At 58.1% G+C, this 20,145-nt stretch carries 19 protein-coding genes; 14 read left to right on the plus strand and 5 right to left on the minus strand.

The genetic code is table 11. From position 1 onward, the window contains the following. The first annotated feature begins 236 nt into the window (after window positions 1-236). From dsbC to AC1DVF_RS09790, 6 genes are all read left to right on the plus strand, one after another. Entirely contained in the window at window positions 237-968 is a 732-nt protein-coding gene (gene dsbC / locus AC1DVF_RS09765; protein WP_007908974.1) for a bifunctional protein-disulfide isomerase/oxidoreductase DsbC, read from the plus strand. 130 nt (window positions 969-1,098) lie between these two features. Further along, window positions 1,099-2,403 (plus strand): homoserine dehydrogenase, encoded by a 1,305-nt coding sequence (locus AC1DVF_RS09770; RefSeq protein WP_093436800.1) that lies wholly within the window; start codon window positions 1,099-1,101, stop codon window positions 2,401-2,403. Between the two features lie 66 nt (window positions 2,404-2,469). Continuing rightward, a complete protein-coding gene (gene thrC, locus AC1DVF_RS09775) occupies window positions 2,470-3,879 on the plus strand; it encodes a threonine synthase (RefSeq protein WP_186621967.1) in 1,410 nt (469 codons plus the stop codon). 120 nt (window positions 3,880-3,999) lie between these two features. Further along, complete coding sequence (locus AC1DVF_RS09780) at window positions 4,000-5,373, plus strand: transporter substrate-binding domain-containing protein (RefSeq protein ID WP_320335728.1); 1,374 nt, start codon at window positions 4,000-4,002, stop codon at window positions 5,371-5,373. Between the two features lie 117 nt (window positions 5,374-5,490). After that, window positions 5,491-5,898, plus strand: a complete 408-nt coding sequence (locus tag AC1DVF_RS09785; protein WP_093436788.1) for a response regulator — start codon at window positions 5,491-5,493, stop codon at window positions 5,896-5,898. A gap of 164 nt (window positions 5,899-6,062) precedes the next feature. Beyond that, window positions 6,063-6,344: a DUF3509 domain-containing protein gene (locus AC1DVF_RS09790; protein WP_093436783.1), complete on the plus strand. Its 282-nt coding sequence runs from the start codon at window positions 6,063-6,065 to the stop codon at window positions 6,342-6,344. Window positions 6,345-6,520: 176 nt separating this feature from the next. Here the strand turns inward: AC1DVF_RS09790 and AC1DVF_RS09795 are convergent, their stop codons facing one another. Together AC1DVF_RS09795 and AC1DVF_RS09800 are read right to left on the minus strand one after the other, a co-directional pair. Continuing rightward, window positions 6,521-7,501, minus strand: coding sequence for a TIGR02285 family protein (locus AC1DVF_RS09795; protein WP_460130931.1), 981 nt, complete (start codon window positions 7,499-7,501; stop codon window positions 6,521-6,523). Continuing rightward, complete coding sequence (locus AC1DVF_RS09800) at window positions 7,428-8,627, minus strand: CaiB/BaiF CoA transferase family protein (protein WP_093436780.1); 1,200 nt, start codon at window positions 8,625-8,627, stop codon at window positions 7,428-7,430. The genes AC1DVF_RS09795 and AC1DVF_RS09800 overlap by 74 nt, the downstream gene beginning before the upstream one ends. Window positions 8,628-8,773: 146 nt before the next feature. On the opposite strand from AC1DVF_RS09800, the gene AC1DVF_RS09805 reads away from it, so the two are divergent. The 3 genes from AC1DVF_RS09805 (at window position 8,774) to AC1DVF_RS09815 (ending at window position 12,457) form a co-directional block, all read left to right on the plus strand. Next, complete coding sequence (locus tag AC1DVF_RS09805; RefSeq protein ID WP_007908961.1) at window positions 8,774-9,316, plus strand: YaeQ family protein; 543 nt, start codon at window positions 8,774-8,776, stop codon at window positions 9,314-9,316. 55 nt (window positions 9,317-9,371) lie between these two features. Beyond that, window positions 9,372-11,081, plus strand: a complete 1,710-nt coding sequence (gene recJ, locus AC1DVF_RS09810; RefSeq protein WP_095050352.1) for a single-stranded-DNA-specific exonuclease RecJ — start codon at window positions 9,372-9,374, stop codon at window positions 11,079-11,081. 269 nt (window positions 11,082-11,350) lie between these two features. After that, window positions 11,351-12,457: an NADH:flavin oxidoreductase/NADH oxidase gene (locus tag AC1DVF_RS09815; RefSeq protein WP_477782388.1), complete on the plus strand. Its 1,107-nt coding sequence runs from the start codon at window positions 11,351-11,353 to the stop codon at window positions 12,455-12,457. A 207-nt stretch (window positions 12,458-12,664) separates the two neighbouring features. Here the strand turns inward: AC1DVF_RS09815 and AC1DVF_RS09820 are convergent, their stop codons facing one another. Then, complete coding sequence (locus tag AC1DVF_RS09820) at window positions 12,665-14,293, minus strand: glucan biosynthesis protein D (RefSeq protein ID WP_099758089.1); 1,629 nt, start codon at window positions 14,291-14,293, stop codon at window positions 12,665-12,667. A gap of 392 nt (window positions 14,294-14,685) precedes the next feature. Between AC1DVF_RS09820 and AC1DVF_RS09825 the strand changes: the two genes are divergently transcribed. Next, window positions 14,686-14,871: a hypothetical protein gene (locus AC1DVF_RS09825; protein ID WP_007908956.1), complete on the plus strand. Its 186-nt coding sequence runs from the start codon at window positions 14,686-14,688 to the stop codon at window positions 14,869-14,871. A gap of 50 nt (window positions 14,872-14,921) precedes the next feature. Here AC1DVF_RS09825 and AC1DVF_RS09830 read toward each other — a convergent pair whose 3' ends face one another. After that, window positions 14,922-15,434, minus strand: coding sequence for a BRO-N domain-containing protein (locus tag AC1DVF_RS09830; protein WP_477782389.1), 513 nt, complete (start codon window positions 15,432-15,434; stop codon window positions 14,922-14,924). A 300-nt stretch (window positions 15,435-15,734) separates the two neighbouring features. Here AC1DVF_RS09830 and AC1DVF_RS09835 point away from each other — a divergent pair, with 300 nt between their 5' ends. From AC1DVF_RS09835 to AC1DVF_RS09850, 4 genes are all read left to right on the plus strand, one after another. Further along, window positions 15,735-16,988, plus strand: coding sequence for an AAA family ATPase (locus AC1DVF_RS09835; protein WP_186622144.1), 1,254 nt, complete (start codon window positions 15,735-15,737; stop codon window positions 16,986-16,988). Next, window positions 16,985-17,623, plus strand: a complete 639-nt coding sequence (locus AC1DVF_RS09840) for an RloB family protein (protein ID WP_186621975.1) — start codon at window positions 16,985-16,987, stop codon at window positions 17,621-17,623. The genes AC1DVF_RS09835 and AC1DVF_RS09840 overlap by 4 nt, the downstream gene beginning before the upstream one ends. A gap of 114 nt (window positions 17,624-17,737) precedes the next feature. Next, window positions 17,738-17,932: a phosphoribosyltransferase gene (locus AC1DVF_RS09845; protein ID WP_225919965.1), complete on the plus strand. Its 195-nt coding sequence runs from the start codon at window positions 17,738-17,740 to the stop codon at window positions 17,930-17,932. A gap of 5 nt (window positions 17,933-17,937) precedes the next feature. Beyond that, window positions 17,938-18,495, plus strand: coding sequence for a hypothetical protein (locus tag AC1DVF_RS09850; protein ID WP_186621977.1), 558 nt, complete (start codon window positions 17,938-17,940; stop codon window positions 18,493-18,495). Between the two features lie 58 nt (window positions 18,496-18,553). On the opposite strand, the gene AC1DVF_RS09855 is transcribed toward AC1DVF_RS09850, so the two are convergent. After that, a complete protein-coding gene (locus tag AC1DVF_RS09855) occupies window positions 18,554-20,038 on the minus strand; it encodes an APC family permease (RefSeq protein WP_460130940.1) in 1,485 nt (494 codons plus the stop codon). Window positions 20,039-20,145 lie beyond the last annotated feature (107 nt).

Here is a 20,145-nt window from a genome sequence, read left to right on the forward strand (position 1 = left end):
GCGCCTGCTCGCGATAGCGGTATTCCTGACAACACAGTGCTGAATGAAGGACCGCTATCGCGAGCAGGCTCACTCCTACAGGTTCTCCAGTGCTCTCAAAATCTATGGCGACAGGCGCATTCGGCCACCGTGACCTTATGTGTTAGGCTTTGCCGGTTTGCACGATGGACGGTTATGACCCGGTGTTCCGGCACGGGCGTTCTGATCGATCCATTTGTCCGCCTTCAGGAGTTCTCATGCGTCTGACCCAGATTTTCGCCGCCGCAGCCATTGCGTTGGTCAGTACCTTTGCCGTCGCCGATGACGCGGCCGACAAAGCCATTCGTCAAAGCCTGGAAAAACTCGAACTCGAGGTTCCGGTAGAAAGCATCAGCGCCAGCCCGTTGCCGGGCATGTACGAAGTCAAGCTCAAGGGCAGCCGCGTGCTCTACGCCAGCGCCGATGGTCAGTACATCGTTCAGGGTTACCTGTTCCAGCTCAAGGACGGCAAACCGGTCAACCTGACCGAGAAGACCGAACGCCTGGGCATCTCCAAACTGATCAATGCCATCCCGGTGGCCGAAACCGTGGTCTACCCGGCCGTGGGCGAAACCAAGTCGCACATCACCGTGTTCACCGACACCACCTGCCCGTACTGCCACAAGCTGCACGCCGAAGTGCCGGAGCTGAACAAGCGCGGCATCGAAGTGCGTTACGTTGCGTTCCCGCGCCAGGGTCTGAACTCGCCGGGTGACGAGCAACTGCAAGCCGTGTGGTGCTCGAAAGACAAGAAAGCCGCCATGGACAAAATGGTCGATGGCAAGGAGATCAAGGCCGCCAAGTGCGATAACCCGGTTTCCAAGCAGTTCGCCCTAGGTCAGTCGATCGGCGTGAACGGCACACCGGCCATCGTTTTGGCTGACGGACAAGTGATTCCGGGCTACCAGCCTGCGCCACAAGTCGCCAAACTGGCGCTGGGCGCGAAGTGATTCGCATCGTCACGGTCAGCCGTGACGATCATGGTCCGGCAGCTGCATCGCCGGGCCATCAATAGAGAGCCGCGAGCACGCGGTTGTTTTCCGGCCGACCCCGCGTCGGCCGTTTTATGGGGAGTTCACAGTGAATCCGGTCAAAGTAGGCATCTGTGGGTTAGGGACCGTCGGTGGCGGTACCTTCAACGTACTTCAGCGCAACGCCGAGGAAATTGCTCGTCGTGCCGGGCGTGGAATCGAAGTGGCACAAATTGCCATGCGCACGCCAAAGCCTCAGTTCCAGACGACCGGTATTGCGATTACCAACGATGTCTTCGAAGTGGCCACGAACCCTGAGATCGACATCGTCATAGAGCTGATGGGCGGCTACACCGTTGCCCGCGAGCTGGTACTCAAGGCCATCGAGAATGGCAAGCATGTGGTCACCGCGAACAAGGCTCTGATTGCCGTTCACGGTAATGAAATTTTCGCCAAGGCACGCGAGAAAGGCGTGATCGTGGCATTCGAAGCGGCCGTGGCCGGTGGCATTCCGGTGATCAAGGCGATCCGTGAAGGCTTGTCCGCCAACCGCATCAACTGGGTGGCCGGGATCATCAACGGCACCGGTAACTTCATCCTCACCGAAATGCGCGAGAAGGGCCGTACCTTCGAAGACGTGCTGGCCGAAGCCCAGGCACTGGGTTACGCCGAAGTCGATCCGACCTTCGACGTTGAAGGCATCGACGCCGCGCACAAACTGACGATTCTGGCCTCCATCGCGTTCGGCATTCCGCTGCAATTCGACAAGGCTTACACCGAAGGCATCACCAAACTGACCACCGCCGACGTCAACTACGCCGAAGCGCTGGGCTACCGCATCAAGCACCTCGGCGTGGCGCGCAGCACTGCCGCCGGCATCGAGTTGCGCGTGCACCCGACGCTGATCCCGGCCGATCGCCTGATCGCCAACGTCAACGGCGTGATGAACGCGGTGATGGTCAACGGTGATGCGGCTGGTTCGACGCTGTTCTACGGCGCTGGCGCCGGCATGGAGCCAACCGCCTCGTCGGTAATTGCCGACCTGATCGACGTGGTTCGCGCCATGACTTCCGACCCGGAAAACCGCGTACCGCACCTGGCCTTCCAGCCGGATTCGCTGTCGGCCCATCCGATCCTGCCGATCGAAGCCTGCGAAAGCGCCTACTACCTGCGCATCCAGGCCAAGGACCATCCGGGTGTACTGGCTCAGGTGGCGAGCATCCTCTCGGAGCGCGGCATCAACATCGAGTCGATCATGCAGAAGGAAGTTGAAGAGCAAGACGGTCTGGTGCCGATGATCCTGCTGACCCACCGGGTGGTCGAGCAACGTATCAACGATGCGATCGCCGCCCTCGAAGCCCTGGCCGGCGTGAATGGTCCGGTTGTCCGGATCCGCGTCGAGCACCTGAACTAAGTCGTTGTCCTGCACCCGTCCCGTGCACGGGGCGGGTGTCGTGAACACTCTCCATTGGAGTCAGTCATGCGTTACATCAGTACCCGCGGCCAGGCACCGGCCCTGAATTTCGAAGACGTCCTGCTGGCCGGTCTCGCCACCGACGGCGGTCTGTACGTTCCGGAAAACCTGCCACGTTTCACTCAGGAAGAAATCGCTTCGTGGGCCGGCCTGCCGTATCACGAACTGGCCTTCCGGGTGATGCGTCCGTTCGTTACCGGCAGCATTCCGGATGCCGATTTCAAAAAGATCCTTGAAGAAACCTACGGTGTGTTCGCCCACAGCGCCGTGGCGCCGCTGCGTCAGTTGAACGGCAACGAATGGGTGCTGGAGTTGTTCCACGGCCCGACTTTGGCGTTCAAGGACTTCGCTCTGCAACTGCTCGGTCGTCTGCTCGACTACGTGCTGGAAAAACGCGGTGAGCGCGTGGTCATCGTCGGCGCCACCTCGGGTGACACTGGCTCGGCGGCCATCGAAGGCTGCAAGCACTGCGAAAACGTCGACATCTTCATTCTGCACCCGCACAACCGTGTGTCCGAAGTGCAGCGTCGCCAGATGACCACGATTTTCGGCGAGAACATCCACAACATCGCCATCGAAGGCAACTTCGATGACTGCCAGGAAATGGTCAAGGCGAGCTTCGCCGACCAGAGCTTCCTCAAAGGCACGCGTCTGGTGGCGGTGAACTCGATCAACTGGGCGCGGATCATGGCCCAGATCGTCTACTACTTCCACGCGGCCCTGCAGTTGGGCGGTCCGGCGCGTTCGGTGTCGTTCTCGGTGCCGACCGGCAACTTTGGCGACATCTTCGCCGGTTACCTGGCGCGCAACATGGGCCTGCCGATCAACCAGTTGATCGTCGCCACCAACCGCAACGACATCCTGCACCGCTTCATGAGCGGCAATCAGTACGTCAAGGAAACCCTGCACGCCACGCTGTCGCCGTCGATGGACATCATGGTCTCGTCGAACTTCGAACGCCTGCTGTTCGACCTGCACGGTCGCAACGGCGCGGCCATCGCCGGTCTGATGGACACGTTCAAGCAGGGTGGTGGTTTCAGCGTCGAGCAAGAACGCTGGACCGAAGCCCGCAAGCTGTTCGACTCGCTGGCCGTGGACGACGCGCAAACCTGCGAAACCATCGCCGAAGTTTACGAGCAGACCGGTGAAGTGCTGGATCCGCATACCGCGATCGGCGTCAAGGCCGCGCGCGAATGCCGTCGTAGCCTCGATATCCCGATGGTGATTCTCGGCACCGCACATCCGGTGAAATTCCCGGATGCGGTAGAGAAAGCCGGTGTAGGAAAAGCGCTCGAGCTACCTGCACATCTTTCTGATTTGTTTGAGCGAAACGAGCGTTGCACCGTTTTGCCAAACGAGCTGAAAGCCGTGCAAGCCTTTGTCAGCCAGCATGGCAACCGCGGCAAGCCGCTTTAAGCCGGTAAAAGCTGTCACATTTTGAAGCCCGTCTCCTGACGGGCTTTTTTGTTTCTGCTGCCACACTGTGCGGGTTTTCACCCACGAAGGACGGGTGAGTCGATCACGAAGGAAGTGGCAATGCTGTTTTATAGAGGTTTGAAACCGGCACTGAGTGGGCTGTTCTTGTTCGGATTACTGTCTTTGATGCGCAGCAGCGAGGCGGCGCAACTGGCGCTGCATGACGATGCCGCGACTTCCAGGGTCCAGCCCATCGAACTGGCTGCGCACGAGCGTCAGTGGATTCGAGACAACCCCGAGGTGAAGGTGACGTCGTTGCAGTACCCGTTGTATCTGTTCCAGGATGAGCACGGGCAGTGGAGCGGCTTGAATAATGATGTACTCAAGCGCGTGACGGCGATGACCGGGTTGCGTTTTGTGCATCAGGAGTCGTTTTCCACCGATCACATGCTCGAACGTCTGGAAAGCGGATCGGCGGATATCAGTACGACCCTGGCCATGAGCGAGGAGCGCAAGGCGTTTCTGGATTACAGCCATGCATTTGGTGGTGCGGGCTGGGTGTTTGTCGGCCGCGCTGACGCGCCCCGGCTGGAGGCTTTTGAGCAATTGAGTCAACGGGTGTTGGTGCTGCCGGCCCGGCATGCGCTGGAAGACATGATCCGGCGTGACTTCCCGTCGATCGAGATTCGCTCGGTCAAGACCTACGCTGAGGCGCGAGCACTGGTCGAGAGCGGTGAAGCTTACGCCACCATCGAGAACGAAATCGGCGCTCAGCTGTATCCTTTGGGGTTGCTCAAGGTGGGCGGTCTGGTCGAAGGTAAATGGGAAGCGGATAACCTGGCCGTGCGTAAAGGCATGCCAGTGCTCTTGAGTATTCTCAACAAGGCCCTTGAGGCTTTTCCTGCGGCGGAGTTACGGGCGATCCGCCTGAAATGGCTGGAGGGGGTTGCACCGGTGCCCGTGCCGTCGGTCTGGCAGCAGATGCTCGAATGGGGTTGCTGGGGCATGGGCGGACTCGGCGTGTTTGGCCTGCTTTTCCTGATATGGAATCGGCGACTGACGGCCGTGATCAAACTGCGTCGCGCGGCGGAAAAGGATCTGGGTGATCAACTGGCGTTTCAGCACGCGCTGATCGACTCCATGCCCGACCCGGTGTTCGTCCGTGATCTGCAAGGGCGGCTGATCATGTGCAATCGCAGCTATGAGGAGGCCTTGTCGATTCGACTGGATCAGGTGCTGGGGAAGTTGCTGATCGAGGTTGACGCGCTGCCGCAGGCTACGGCGCTGATGCTGCACGACGAGTTCCTGGTGCAGTTGCGTACCCGCAAGTCGCGCTTCAGCAAGCGCCGATTGCAATTCAAGAGTGGTCCCCGCGAGGTCTATCAGTGGACAGTGCCGTTCTACAGCGCCGACGGCAAACTGCGTGGACTTTTGGGGGGCTGGACGGACATCACCCTGCGTCGTACAGAGAGCGGGTGTCGATGTCTGCAATGAAGATGGGAAATGTCCTATAAGACGCGACTACTTTTCCGATGGGAGGCTTAGGACGGCTGCCCTAGAGTGACAACAACTGCGGTGAGAGTCCGCGATTGTCGCCTCCAGAGGTCGCTTATGCGCTCGCTTAAAGTCCTGATACTTGAACCCAATCCGTTCCAGCTGATGGCATTGCATCAAATGCTCAATGCCATTGGCATCTATGACGTGCTGACGGCGCCGTCGCTGGCCTCTGCGCTGTCTTCGCTGGGTCATCGCGGCGCGGTCGACATCGCCATTTGCGATCCGCAACTCAAGGGGGGCGATGGCCTGGCGCTGATTCATCATCTGGCGACACGGCATGAGGCGCGTGCGTTGATCCTGCTGGGGACGGTCGCACCAAGCCTGCTGAACGATCTAGAGCCTTTGCTGTGTGAACACCGCCTGCGGCTGCTGGGGCGCCTGCAAACCCCGGTGTCGGCGGTGCTGATGCGCGGTTTGCTCGACAGTTACCTGAGCGCCGCTTCGCCAACTCTCCAGGTTTGACGGGGACGGTTATTTTTCTGTCATCTTCGCCGTGCATGCTCTGACAGACCGGTGACTCCAGGAGCGGAGCGATCGGTATGCAGAACTTTCTTCTCGGGCCGGTGGTCATTTATTGTGAACACGCCCCAGGCACACAGTTTTCGGACTATTGAGTGGAGATCGAGATGGAAAGTATCAGTCTATTGCTCGGTGAGGCTCTGAGCCCGTATCAGGTTTCGTTGTCTCCAAACGGTTCCCATGGCGAATGCCTGGTGACTTTGAAGAACAGTCACGGCGCCATTGTGGTGGAACGCGAATTCAATCAGGCACAACTGACTGACAAGCGCCAGTTGACCGATGTCGTTGACGGCTTGCACCGCGACGTTCTGATTGCGGAGGGAAGGCTGGAACCCTGTGTGATCGCGGCATTGCGCAACGCCGCGCTGGATAAACGTGCGGCGCTGTAAAGATGAAATATTTTTTGTGGGAACCTTCCTGCATCCCTGTCAGTCAGACCCGGTAACAGCAGGATCAAGCATTGTGCTCCGGTGCTTGTCGCTTGCTGCTACGGGTCTTTATGTAGGCCACGTTTAACCCCGAGTCGTCTCCCCACTTCTCGGGGTTTCTTTTGTCTGCGATTTGCTCATGGCGCCGCTTGTTGCTCGAAGAACGATCGGGCCTGTTCGAGGTAGTCACTTCGCATCGCGGGGTCCAGCCAGTCGGCGTACAACTGGTTCAGTTGATCGTGGGGAAGGGTGCGCAGCAGTTGGTTTATTTCGCTGATTGCCTGACGGCCCTGGTGTGTGTCGGAGCAGCCGATGTAGCCCGACAGGTATTTACCGGTGCCGCGGATCGGATAAAACAGCAATTCGTCTTCGGCGATTTGCGCCAGATGAGCCTGATAACGAATTTCTGGCCAATAGCCCAGCACCACCTGTAATCGTCCCAGGCGCTGCATCAGCAGCAGATTGTTCAGGGCCTCGTTGCCGTAATGAGGCGTCAGGGCGTCCGTGGGGGCCTGGCGCAGCAAGTCATCGACTATTGCACCGTAACTGCGTTCCGCCACGACACCGATTTTCACTTGGCCATTGGCTAGCAGCGATGCCAGATCGATTTCACCTTCCACGAGAAACGGTGCCAACACTTCGCGATCTTTCTGACGCACCACCAGCCCATTACTGACGGCGCGGAAGGCCGGGATGGAGTACGCGATCCATTGCGCGCGCTCCTTGCTCCAGATCAGCGACGGGTCGCAGGTGAAGGAGGCTTCGTGAAGCATCTGGATGCCTCGGGCTCGATTGACTCGCATCAACTTGTGTTCGTATTGCGGCATGCCGGCAATCAGCATCGGCATGAGGTGATCAATGACACCCTGGCCTTTTTTCGGGCCTTCAAAAATGGTCAGGGGCGGCAGGTCGCGCAGTAACCAGGTCAGCGTCGGTTTCGCCTGCGCGCCGGTCGACAGCATGAGCAAAAACAACAAGCCGAACAACCGCCACGTCCACCAGTGATGGGCACGGTTGGCGTGCGATGTCTGCCGGCGTTTCAGCTTAAATGGCTCCGTCTTCGCGCAACTTGGCGATCTGGCGCTCGTCGTAGCCAAGATCGTGAAGTACCTGCGCATTGTGTTCACCCAATTGCGGTCCGACCCATTCCGAACTGCCGGGTGTCTCTGAGAGTTTCGGCACGATGCCCGGCATCTTGAAATCTTTGCCGCCGGGCAGCTTGGCCTGCAGGAACATCTCTCGGGCCAGGTACTGCGGATCGCTGAACATGTCCTCGGCGCTGAAGATCCGGCTGGCCGGTACTTCGGCCTGATTGAGCAGGTCGAGCACGGATTGCAGCGGCAACGAATTGACCCAGCGATCGATCACGCCGTACAACTCGTCGCGACGATTGTCACGCCCGTCGTTGCTGGCCAGCGTAGGGTCATTGGCCAGGTCTTCACGGCCGATGATCAGCATGAAGCGTTTGAAGATCGCGTCACCATTGGCGCCGATCTGCACGTGTTTGCCATCGGCACTGGTGTGGATAGAGGAGGGTGTGATGCCGGGCATGATGTTGCCGGTGCGCTCGCGGATAAAACCGAACACGTCGAACTCCGGCACCATGCTTTCCATCATCGCGAAAATCGCTTCATACAACGCGACATCGACAACCTGGCCTGTGCCGCCATTGACTTCGCGATGACGCAGCGCCATTAGCGCGCCGATCACGCCCCATAGCGCGGCAATCGAATCGCCGATGGAAATTCCGGTGCGCACCGGTGGGCGGTCCTCGAAACCGGTGATGTAGCGCAAGCCGCCCATGGACTCACCTACCGCACCGAAGCCGGGCTGATCCTTCATCGGCCCGGTCTGGCCAAAACCGGACAGGCGCACCATCACCAGTTTCGGGTTTAACGCGTGCAGGGTTTCCCAACCCAAGCCCAGTTTTTCCAGCACGCCGGGGCGGAAGTTCTCGATGAGGATGTCGGCTTCACTGAGCAGTTTTTTCAGGATCGCCAAGCCGTCAGGGTGTTTGAGGTTCAGCGTCAGCGACTTCTTGTTGCGTGCCTGGACGAACCACCACAACGACGTGCCTTCATACAGTTTTCGCCACTTGCGCAATGGATCCCCGCCGTCGGGCGACTCGATCTTGATTACTTCAGCGCCGAACTCGCCGCAAATACGCGAGGCAAACGGCCCGGCAATCAATGTACCCAATTCAATGACTTTCAGACCCGAGAGCGGTTTGCTAGTGAACGGCATGCGAAATCCTGTAGGACAAGGCTGAGCGGATACAGCGTTTTAACATAGCCGGCTGTCAGACGCCGCAGCTTGATCGCCATCAATTCGATGATTGCCTACCGCATCGGTTAGACTTGCCGACTTTCCTCGTATCAAGAAGCCCGTTCATGGCCCAGCCGTCCACTACCTACAAATTTGAACTGAACCTCACCGACCTCGACCGCAGTGTCTACGAGAGCGTCAAGCAGACCATCGCCCGTCACCCTTCGGAAACCGAAGAGCGTATGACCGTGCGCCTGCTGGCCTATGCCCTCTGGTACAACGAGCAGTTGTCGTTTGGTCGCGGTCTGTCAGACGTGGATGAACCTGCACTGTGGGAAAAGAGCCTGGACGACCGTGTTCTGCACTGGATCGAAGTTGGCCAGCCTGACGCTGATCGCCTGACCTGGTGCTCGCGTCGCACCGAGCGCACCAGCCTGCTGGCCTATGGCAGCCTGCGCGTCTGGGAAACCAAGGTGATCCCGGCGATCAAGAACCTGAAAAACGTCAACATCGCGGCCGTCCCTCAGGAAGTGCTGGAGACGCTGGCCAAGGACATGCCTCGCGTCATCAAGTGGGACGTGATGATCAGCGAAGGCACGATCTTCGTCACTGACGACCGTGGTCAGCACGAAGTCCAGTTGCAATGGCTGCAAGGTGAGCGCGGCTGATCCCGCGTCACCACCGCAATAATCCCACGTAATCAAGAGAAGTCTCTGTCACCCCATGCGTATCGAACCTCGTCAACTGCCTGCCACTCTGCCGTTTCTCGGTGATCTGCCACCCTTGCTGACCCGCTTGTACGCGGCGCGGGGCGTGCAGTCCGAGGCGGAGCTGGACAAGAGCCTGGCGCGGTTGATCCCGTTTCAGCAACTCAAGGGCATCGACGCGGCGGTGGACTTGCTGGTGACAGCGCTGGAGCAACGCCAGCGCATCCTCATCGTCGGCGACTTCGACGCGGACGGGGCGACCGCCAGTACCGTCGGCATGCTTGGTTTGCGCTTGCTCGGTGCGGCGCATGTCGACTATCTGGTGCCGAACCGCTTCGAATATGGCTACGGCCTGACCCCGGAAATCGTCGAGGTCGCACTGACCCGCGAACCGCAATTGCTGATCACCGTCGACAACGGCATCTCCAGCGTCGAAGGCGTGGCCGCTGCCAAAAAGGCCGGCCTCAAAGTACTGATCACCGACCACCACTTGCCTGGCGATGAACTGCCGCTGGCCGATGCGCTGGTCAACCCGAACCAGCCCGGCTGCGAATTCCCGAGCAAGGCACTGGCCGGCGTCGGGGTGATTTTCTATGTGTTGATGGCGTTGCGTGCACGTTTGCGCAGTCTCGGCTGGTACGAGAACAAGCCGCAGCCGAACATCGGTGAACTGCTCGACCTGGTGGCGCTGGGCAGCGTTGCCGATGTGGTGCCGCTGGACGCCAACAACCGGATTCTGGTGCATCAAGGTCTCGAGCGGATTCGCGCCGGGCGCGCACGGCCGGGGATCAAAGCGATCCTTGAAGTGGCCAAGCGAGACGCTGCGCGCATTACCTCCACCGATCTTGGCTTTATTGTCGGCCCGCGCCTGAATGCTGCCGGACGTCTGGATGACATGAGCCTGGGCATCGAATGCCTGCTCACTGCCGACGCCAACCTGGCCCGGGAAATGGCCGCGCAACTGGACGGCATGAACCAGGATCGCAAATCTATCGAACAAGGCATGCAGCGCGAGGCGCTGGCGCAGCTCAAGGACTTGCCGGTCGAATCGATGCCGTTTGGTCTGTGCCTGTTCGACCCGGAGTGGCACCAGGGTGTAATCGGGATTCTCGCGTCGCGGATGAAAGAGCGCTATTTCCGTCCGACCATTGCCTTCGCCGATGCCGGTGATGGCTTGCTCAAGGGCTCCGGGCGTTCGGTGCAAGGCTTCCACATTCGTGACGCGTTGAGCGTGGTGGCGGCGCAGCATCCGAACCTGATCGCCAAGTATGGTGGCCACGCAATGGCCGCTGGTCTTACCTTGCCGCAGGAGAATTTTCCGCTTTTCGCCGAGGCCTTTGACGCTGAGGTGCGTAGGCAACTTCGCGAAGAAGACCTGACCGGGCGCATGCTGACCGATGGCACGCTGGCGGTTGAAGAATTCCACCTCGAACTGGCCCGCGCCTTGCGCCATGCCGGGCCTTGGGGGCAGCACTTCCCGGAGCCGCTGTTTCACGGCGTGTTTCAGTTGGTCGAACAGCGAGTGGTCGGCGAACGGCACCTGAAAGTGGTGCTGAAGAGCGAATGTGGCTCGGTGAAGCTGGATGGTATTGCCTTCGGCGTTGATCGCGATATCTGGCCGAACCCGACGATTCAGTGGGTTGAACTGGCTTATAAGCTCGACGTTAACGAGTTTCGGGGTAACGAGACTGTTCAGTTGATGATTGCCCACATCGAACCGCGCTAAGCCCTTCGCGAGCAGGCCCGCTCCCACAGGTACGGTGTTGTCCTTTGTGGGAGCGAGCCTGCTCGCGAAAGCGTCCTTTCACACACTGAATCACTCTGAACCCTCCCTCATCCCCGGTTGTCGACTAGGCTCTAAGCACTGCTTGATTGGCCTTGTGACGTCTTGTCGAATTTTTTGCCCGCGGGGGCGGGTGCTGCATCTTTTTCCTGTCACTCGTCGACTATTCAAACAGAACCCTGGAGCCTGCCCACTGATTTGAGAGGTGCCCCATGAGTCTGCTGCTTGAACCCTTCACTCTGCGCCAACTGACCCTGCCCAACCGCATCGCGGTGTCACCGATGTGCCAATACTCCAGTGTCGACGGCCTCGCTAACGACTGGCATCTGGTACACCTCGGCAGTCGCGCGGTAGGTGGTGCGGGTCTGGTATTTACCGAAGCCACGGCGGTCACGGCCGACGGGCGGATCACCGCCGAAGACCTTGGCCTGTGGAACGACGAACAGATCGAGCCGCTACAACGCATCACCCGCTTCATCACCGCCCAAGGTGCGGTCGCCGGGATTCAACTGGCCCACGCCGGGCGCAAGGCCAGCACCCATCGGCCGTGGATCGGCAAGCATGGCAGCGTCAAACCGGAGGATGGCGGTTGGACCCCGGTCGGGCCGTCGCCGATTGCCTTCGATCCCCAACACACGCAACCGAAACAGCTGGATGAAGGGCAAATCGCCGATGTTATTCAGGCGTTTGTCGATGCCGCCAAACGCGCGTTGAAAGCCGGTTTCAGTGTGGTTGAGGTGCATGCGGCGCATGGTTATCTGTTGCATCAGTTTCTTTCGCCGTTGAGTAATCAGCGTCGCGATCAGTACGGGGGATCGTTCGAGAACCGTATTCGTCTGGTGCTGCAAGTGACTGAAGCGGTGAGGGCGGTCTGGCCTGAGGAGTTGCCGCTGTTTGTTCGCGTATCGGCCACTGACTGGGTAGAGGATGGCTGGAACCCGGATGAAACCGTGGAGCTGGCGCGCCGTCTGCATACCCTTGGCGCAGATCTGATCGACGTGTCGTCGGGCGGGACGGCAGCCAACGCGGAAATTCCGGTCGGGCCGGGTTATCAGACGCGCTTCGCCGAACGTGTGCGCAAGGAGTCAGGCATCGCCACTGGCACCGTGGGAATGATTACCGAGCCTGCACAGGCCGAGCACATTCTGCGCACCTGTCAGGCCGACATCATCTTCCTCGCTCGGGAGTTGCTGCGTGATCCGTACTGGCCGCTGCATGCCGACGATGATCTCGGTGGGCGCAAAGCGGTGTGGCCGGCGCAATATCAACGGGCAACGCATCGTGATCAGCCGATTCATGAGTCTGATTTGCGCGATTGAGTGAGTTGTGAAAAAGCAAAAAGCCCCGGTCAGTGATGGCCGGGGCTTTGTTTCTGTTGGGTGTTTTTGTGCTGACTGGGCGGATGCTATCGCGAGCAGGCTCACTCCTACAGTTGATCTGCGTCGCACACACATCTTGTTAACGACACATAACCCTGTAGGAGTGAGCCTGCTCGCGATGAGGCCCAATCAGACGCCGGAGAACCCTCAAGGGTACTTACGCTTGTCCGGCGCCGGCGGGAAATACTGGTACAACCAGGTCTCGCTCAACGTGCGATCGTTGGTGCGAATAAACAACCGCAGCTCCACCGGCTCCACGCTGTCACTGGTCGGGTACCAGTCAAACAGAATCCGATAGCCCTTGATGTCATCCAGCACCAGTACGCTGAAATCCTGCACCTTGCCGTTCGAGCACGTCACCACCGGTTCGATTCCGGTGCCTTGCGGCAGTCGATCCAGACCACCGCCAGTGAAGTCCACGGCAAAACGACGCGCCCACACCGGCGGGTAATGCTCGCCCGGTGCCCAGCCTTCGGTGAATCCGCCCATGCCGGAACGGGTCGCGTGCACCCTTGCCAACGGCGTGCCCACGGGCGGCAATGCGCTCCAGTAAAGCTTGTAGCCGTAGTTCAGCGAATCCCCGGCAGCCACCGGTTTTTTCGGGGTCCAGAACGCGACGATGTTATCGAGAGTCTCGCCGGTGGTAGGGATTTCCAGCAGATCGATAGAGCCTTCGCCCCACGCCGTGGTCGGTTCTACCCACAGGCTCGGGCGCTTGCTGTACCAGTCCACGGTGTCCTGATAGTTGGCGAATTCATGGTCGGTCTGCACCAGACCGAAGCCTTTCGGATCGGTGTCGGCAAACGCATTGAATTGCAGGGTCGCCGGGTTGTTCAGCGGGCGGCAGATCCACTCGCCGTTGCCGCGCCACATCGCCAGACGATCCGAGTCGTGGATCTGCGGGTGGATGGTGTCGCACATGCGGCGCTCGTGGGTGCCACAACTGAACATACTGGTCATCGGCGAGATGCCCAATTGCTCGATCGCCGTACGCGCATTGATGTGCGCATCGACTTCCATCACCACGCGCTCGGCCTGGCAGTCGATGTCGAAACGGTAAGCGCCAGTGGCACTCGGCGAGTCGAGCAGGGCATACACCACAAATCGGGTGGCGTTCTTGTCCGGTGTCTCGAACCAGAACTTGGTGAAGTCAGGGAATTCTTCGCGTTTCTTGGCGTAAGTGTCGATCGCCAGGCCGCGCGCCGAGAGGCCATATTGGCCAGTAGCGTCTACCGCACGGAAATAGCTGGCGCCGAGGAACGACAACACATCGTGACGATCCAGCTCCGGCGCTTTGAACAGCTTGAAGCCGGCAAAACCGAGGTCACCCTTGAGCTGCTGGGTGTCGACCGAAGTGTTTTCATAGTTGAACAGCGCCGGGCGGAAATGCACCTCGCGGGCAGTGCGCGTCTTGGCGTCGACGCTGTACATGCGCACCGGCTGACGGAACCCCATGCCGACGTGGAAGAACTGCACGTCCAGCTGACCCTTGTTTTCCTTCCACAGCGAATGCTCGCCGTCGTAGCGGATCGCATTGAAGTTCTGCGGGGTCATGGTCGCCAGAGTTGGCGGCAGCACCTGTTTGGTGTCCTGATAGGCGCTGCCGGCCAGTTGCTTGGCCTGGCGCTTAAGCGCTTCGAAGTCGAAGGCCTGAGCCTCGCCATCGGCGGCGCCGCCATTCGCCGCCCATGCACGGCTGGCCAGCAGGCCAGTGGCCGATAGACCGGTGTAAGCCGCAATGGCCATGGACGCTTTGAGCAAATTCCTGCGGTGCATATATACAACCTGTCGTGTGCAATCCCGCGCCGTTCCTGGCACGTGCTGGATCAGAAATAACGGTTCGGACAAGCCTTCGGCCAAACGCAACGGACTATTAACAGATGCCAGCTAGCTTAAACGGTTCGCTCGCAATGCAAAATTTGTTGATTCACCGCGCCAGTGTGTCAATGAAACAAGACATGTCGGTTAAAAGTCTGACAGGGCGTTCTGATTTACACGGCATATCTGCTTTTTTCGACTAATTACTCTAAAAACCGCTTTTCAGCGCCGATTTAATTTCTATTCTATGGGCATGACCGGTGCTGACCGGTAGGGCACACGGCGCTGCTGTAAGGGGCAGGGCGATGTGGTGGTTTAGCAATTCTTTGAAGTATTGAAGGACATCGTCCATGGCAAAAATACAAGGGATCACCGACATGTTGGGCATCTTTCCTTGCCTGGGCAGCGGCCGCAAAAGGCGCCGGCTCAGCTCTGACGAAGTGAAGCTGGTGGAGCGTTATCGGGAGCTTTCGGAGAATGACCGGATTGCGATGCGGTATCTGGTGGATGCGATGCGGAGTGTTTCGCGGTTTTGAGTGGAAATTAAAAGGGGCGGACTGAAATGTTCGCCCCTTTTTTATTTGGATCAGCTACACGTTCCCAGAACCGGATACGGCCGCTGGCCGTGCATCAACTCCGGCACATCCCGCCATTTGACCCACGCCTGCTGTTGCCAGTGCAGCAGCGGCACGGTGACGCCTGCCCAATGCATCGAACTGAGGCTCGGGTGGTTTTCCACAGGGCTTGATTGGGTTTCGCGCAGCATCGGGATGACTTCATGGCTCAACCACTGGCGCAGGTGACGGTTTTCCGGGACGAAGTGATGGACGAGCAGGGCGAACAGGCCGGACTCGCTGACCATCGCGCAATCGATGATTTCGCCGTCCCGACGCAGAAGGACATGGCGACGCTGATCGGGATCGAGTTTCAGGGTGAGGCGTTCGTTCAGGGGGTAACCCATCAAGCGACCGAGATCTTGCACGCAGAACCAGGATTCGTGGTCTTGCATGAAGGCGTGGAGGAAGTGGTTGTGGCGGGTGAAGGCGGTGGGGGTGAAGAAAGCGGAGCTTTCAGAAGGAATTTTTACGTGGTTAGGCATTTTTCGACTCCAATATTGAGAATAGAGCCGCCACTCAAATGAGTGCGGTTGCGCCATGTTGATTTTTTTCCGGCTTCGACACCGGGCCGCTGATGTCACAGCCGGAAAGAAGACTATCTGCCGTGTGCTCTACGCACCAAGTCTGTTCTATCGACAATAACTGTAGGAAATGGGGCTTTTTCATGAAGGCTGCATCTGTAGGAAATGCCTGTTTTTGCACTCGCTGCAGTCCGTCTGCATCTGAATCCTGTTTTTTCGTTTATTCATGAAAACCCAAGCAATGAACTGCAGGTTTTCTTCATGTTGATCGAATTCTCGGTATCCAATTACCGCTCATTTCGGGACAGGCAAACCCTGTCCATGGCGGCGAGCCCTCGTCTGAGCAAAACACGCAATACGTTCAAAGCCTCCACGAGCACGGAAAAGCTTCCGGAGCTGTTGAAGGTTGCAGCTATTTACGGTCCGAACGCCTCCGGAAAGTCTTCACTGATCCGCGCAATGGGCATCGTCGGACGCTTGCTAACGACACCACGTGGTTCAAATGACGAAGCGCTGCCTGTTTCACCCTTTCGATTTGATTGCACTCTGAGCGATGCGCCCAGTGTCTTTGAGTACGACTTTATTCAGGGCGGACTGCGCTATCGGTTTGTCCTCGGGCTGACCGCGCAGAGGATTGTTCAGGAACAACTGACTGCTTACCCGAAAGGTAAGGAAACACTGCTTTATGACCGCCGGTTTGATGCTGAAGGTGAGCATTACCTGTTTGGTAAAACCCTTGAGGGCGGCAAGGAAGTGCATTGCGCCTGGCGCCGATTGACCAGTCCGACGATGCTGTTTATTGCACAAGCCGTCACTCATAGCAGCGAAGAGTTGAGTCAACTGCGCACTCCATTCAGTTGGTTTCAAACCGGTCTGCTAGTCATTGAACAAAACAACATGCTTGGCTTATCCACAGCCTCGATTCGCTTTCTGCGAATGGTCAAAAATCATACGAGCAACCTGCGCGATTTTCTCAGTGCGCTGGATATTCCTGTGTCTGCGATACAGCTCGACCCGGATGACGCCTGTGCAGACTTGAGCAACAGAAAACTGACCTTGAAGGAGTTCTTCGCGGCGGCTCAAAGGGACAAACTGACCCTCACGCATTCCAGCATTTCAGGCGATGCGCAGTTCGACTTCTCGGAGGAGTCTTGCGGAACCAAAAACCTGATTGGCTTCTGGTTGCCCTGGTTCATGATGAATCAGGCCGGTGGCAGTGGGATCCTCTGCGTCGACGAACTGAATAGCAGTCTTCATCCCGAAATCGTCGCTGATTTGATCGCAAAGCATCTGGACAGTGGGTTGGATACCCAACTGATTTTCACGACACACGATACCCATCTGATGAATGAAAAGATTCTGCGGCGTGACCAGTTCTGGATTACAGAACGTGATGCTCATGGCGCCACGAGCTTGTTTTCCGTACACGATTTTGAAGGCCGGGAAAGCGAGGATGTCGAGAAGCGTTACTTCGAAGGGCGTTATCGCGGGCTGCCGCTGATAAGGCAGGGGTGAGGGTAGTGAGTTCGTTCAAATCGTTTGATCGCAAGGCTTCCCGCTTCAAACCGCAGCCTAAGGTGCTGGTGTTGTGTGAAGACAGTAAGTCAGGGAAACGTTATCTGGAGGAAGCCGCGTTTTATTTTCGGGCCAAGGCCCAGGTTGAGATCGTTCACTGCGGTGTTACACATCCAAGCGGCATTGTTGAGCGAGCAGTCGTAAGGCAAAAAAGCTTCGATAAGGTGTTCTGTGTTTTGGATCGAGACACCCACATGTGCTTCGAGCGAGCGTTGAATGTGGCGAAGTCTTATCCAAAAATCCAAGTCATCGCATCTTATCCGTGCTTCGAGTTTTGGCTACTACTGCACTTTGGCTACAGTCGAAAACCGTTCAGCACAGCCGGGAAGAACTCTCCGGCTGATTTGGTGACCAAGAGCCTCAGAGCAAAACCCAGCATGGCTGACTATCAGAAAGGCAAAGACGTCAGCTACTTCGCTCAGCTACTCGGAAAGCCATTTCAGCAGGCAAGAGCGCTGGCCCCCAAAGTTCTTGAGGATGTCGCCCTCAGTGGCGAACACAACCCAAGCACTGAAATTCACCTATTGATGGATGAGTTCGAAGCCCTCTCAAAGCACCAGCCGATTGACACATAAGCCCTTTCCGAGCCCCCCAGTAGCTGAGACGAGACGAGACGAGACGTTGCTGGCAGGCGCTGGCTGAACCAAGGCCATTCAGTCGCCATCCACTGTAGGAAACAAGATTTTTCCTTGAAGGTCACAAAGTTTGCCGCGATTGGAGACAGTTTCAGCGTCAATGATGAAATCACCACCGATGGAAGCTGGAATGTTTTGGTTGTAGACGATTTGTTTGATAGTGGGGCGTCGATGGACGCGGCATGCGCTGTTCTGCGTAAATATCCGAAAGTAGGGAAAATTTACGTCGCAGCGCTAACTTGGAAGTGAATTCAATGACCACTGTATTTATTGCTGGCTCTATCAACATCAAGAACCTTGATCCGAAGGTTAAAGAGCGCATCAATAATATCGTCGCGTCAGATTTTGAGGTGGTGGTTGGGGATGCAGGTGGCGCCGATACCTCCATTCAGGAGTACCTGCTGAGTCTCGAACGATCCAGAACCACAGTGTTCTGCAGCGGTTCTGCTCCGAGGAACAACCTTGGACAGTGGCCCGCCAGAACAGTCGACTCCAAGCATTCCAAGGGGTCGAGAGCCTTCTTCACCGAGAAAGACGTCGTCATGGCCGAAACTGCTGACTACGGCTTGATGATCTGGGACGCAAAGAGCACCGGCACGCTCAGCAACGTCATTGAATTGTTGTCGAGAAAGAAGAAGTCGCTTGTTTTCGTCAACAAGGAAAAGGAATTCAAAGTAGTCGGAGACGTCAGTCAGCTCGAAGAATTGGTTGCATTCATGTCCGATCACGCCAAGCAAAAAGCCAATGAAAAAATCAAACTGTTCGACCGTATTTCCCTATTGAAGCACGATCAGGCAGAGCTTTCTTTTTGATGATGTTTCACGGCTTACCTGAACCCCGGCACCTTGTCGGTGCCGGGATCGCAGGCTCTTAGCGACTGACCTTCCACGCATCCCCAGCCGGCGCCTTGCCATGGTCATACGGCTTGCCAATCCACATATAAACCAGCCCCAAGCCAATCACGATCGCAGTACTCAACACCATCGCATAGTTCACATACCACGCTGCATCCGGCGTACGTGGCCAGGCCATGTTGATGATCGCGCCAACGCCATACACCAGCGCGCCAATGTTCACCGGCCAGCCCCACGCGCCGAGGGTGAATTTGCCGCTGGGTTTCCAGCCTTTGCTGCGGGCGTACAGCGCGGCCAGCACGATCATCTGGAACGCGAGGTAGATGCCGATGGCGGCGAAGCTGACGATGGTGGCCACGGCGTCTTGCAGGAAGAAGCCGAGGGCGATGATCAGGGCCGGCAGGACGCCGGACACGAACAGCGCGGCAACTGGTACTTGGGTGGTAGGAGAAATCTTTTTCAGCAGTCGGCTGCCGATGACCATTTCGTCGCGAGCGTAGGAGTACAGCAGACGGCTCGCCGCTGCTTGCAGGCTGATGACGCAGGAGATGAAGGAAATCATCACCACGCCCATCACCACTTTCGAACCGACCGGGCCGAAGGCGTTGTTGAGGATGGTGGTGACCGGGTCTTTGTCGGTGCCGTTGATCACCGCTTGCATGTCCGGCACGGCGAGAATCAGCGCCAGGCAGGCGAACATTGCCGCGATGCCGCCGATGTAGATGGTCATGCGCATGGCCACCGGGATTTTCGCGCTCGGGTTCGGGGTTTCTTCGGCGACATCGCCGCAGGCCTCGAAGCCGTAGTAGAGGAACATCCCCGCCAGCGAGGCAGTGAGAAACGCCGGCAGGTACGAGCCGTCGACGCGGATGTCGAAGGTGTTGAACAGCACGCTCAGCGGTTGATGGCGTTCGAATACCAGCAAGTAAACACCGACGATCACTGCGCCAACCAGTTCGCAGAGGAAGCCGAACATAGCGATACGCGCCAGCACTTTGGTGCCGCTGAGGTTGACCAGTGTGGCGAACAGGGTCAGCACCAGGGCGATGACGATGTTGGTGTTGTTGCTTGGCTCAAAACCGAGCATGGCGGCCAGATACGGGCCAGCGCCGACCGCAACGGCTGCGATGGTGACGCAGAGGGCGATGGAGTAGATCCAGCCGACCATCCATGCCCATTTCTTGCCGACCAATCGGCGTGCCCAAGGGTAAACACCGCCTGAAATCGGGAACTGCGAAACCACTTCGCCGAAGATCAGGCACACCAGCAACTGGCCGCAACCGACCAGCAAGTAGGCCCAGAACATCGGAGGGCCGCCAGCGGCAAGGCACAGGCCGAAGAGGGTATAAACCCCTACGACCGGTGACAGATAAGTGAAGCCCAAGGCGAAGTTTTCCCACAGGCTCATGCTGCGGTTGAAGTTCGAGGTGTAGCCCAGTTTGCGCAGTTGTTCGGCATCGCTGTCGGCGACGGCTGCGGCGAGATCGGGTGAGGAACTCATGTGTGTTTTGCTCCGTGAAATCGGCAGATTTCGGATGGCCGAGGCCGTGACGGGGCTTTTTGGGCGCCGCCCGGTTCGGTAGTTGTTGTTAGGTGTGGAATCCTGGT

It is taken from the genome of Pseudomonas sp. P4_D7, from assembly GCF_056401755.1.

What these genes read in the sequence shown, in the direction of transcription:
- dsbC (WP_007908974.1), top strand. Translation starts at nt 237, where the DNA reads ATGCGTCTGACCCAGATTTTCGCCGCCGCAGCCATTGCGTTGGTCAGT.
- thrC (WP_186621967.1), top strand. Translation starts at nt 2,470, where the DNA reads ATGCGTTACATCAGTACCCGCGGCCAGGCACCGGCCCTGAATTTCGAA.
- AC1DVF_RS09780 (WP_320335728.1), top strand. Translation starts at nt 4,000, where the DNA reads ATGCTGTTTTATAGAGGTTTGAAACCGGCACTGAGTGGGCTGTTCTTG.
- AC1DVF_RS09785 (WP_093436788.1), top strand. Translation starts at nt 5,491, where the DNA reads ATGCGCTCGCTTAAAGTCCTGATACTTGAACCCAATCCGTTCCAGCTG.
- AC1DVF_RS09790 (WP_093436783.1), top strand. Translation starts at nt 6,063, where the DNA reads ATGGAAAGTATCAGTCTATTGCTCGGTGAGGCTCTGAGCCCGTATCAG.
- AC1DVF_RS09795 (WP_460130931.1), bottom strand. Translation starts at nt 7,501, where the DNA reads ATGCGCAGGTACTTCACGATCTTGGCTACGACGAGCGCCAGATCGCCA.
- AC1DVF_RS09800 (WP_093436780.1), bottom strand. Translation starts at nt 8,627, where the DNA reads ATGCCGTTCACTAGCAAACCGCTCTCGGGTCTGAAAGTCATTGAATTG.
- AC1DVF_RS09805 (WP_007908961.1), top strand. Translation starts at nt 8,774, where the DNA reads ATGGCCCAGCCGTCCACTACCTACAAATTTGAACTGAACCTCACCGAC.
- recJ (WP_095050352.1), top strand. Translation starts at nt 9,372, where the DNA reads ATGCGTATCGAACCTCGTCAACTGCCTGCCACTCTGCCGTTTCTCGGT.
- AC1DVF_RS09815 (WP_477782388.1), top strand. Translation starts at nt 11,351, where the DNA reads ATGAGTCTGCTGCTTGAACCCTTCACTCTGCGCCAACTGACCCTGCCC.
- AC1DVF_RS09820 (WP_099758089.1), bottom strand. Translation starts at nt 14,293, where the DNA reads ATGCACCGCAGGAATTTGCTCAAAGCGTCCATGGCCATTGCGGCTTAC.
- AC1DVF_RS09825 (WP_007908956.1), top strand. Translation starts at nt 14,686, where the DNA reads ATGGCAAAAATACAAGGGATCACCGACATGTTGGGCATCTTTCCTTGC.
- AC1DVF_RS09830 (WP_477782389.1), bottom strand. Translation starts at nt 15,434, where the DNA reads ATGCCTAACCACGTAAAAATTCCTTCTGAAAGCTCCGCTTTCTTCACC.
- AC1DVF_RS09835 (WP_186622144.1), top strand. Translation starts at nt 15,735, where the DNA reads ATGTTGATCGAATTCTCGGTATCCAATTACCGCTCATTTCGGGACAGG.
- AC1DVF_RS09850 (WP_186621977.1), top strand. Translation starts at nt 17,938, where the DNA reads ATGACCACTGTATTTATTGCTGGCTCTATCAACATCAAGAACCTTGAT.
- AC1DVF_RS09855 (WP_460130940.1), bottom strand. Translation starts at nt 20,038, where the DNA reads ATGAGTTCCTCACCCGATCTCGCCGCAGCCGTCGCCGACAGCGATGCC.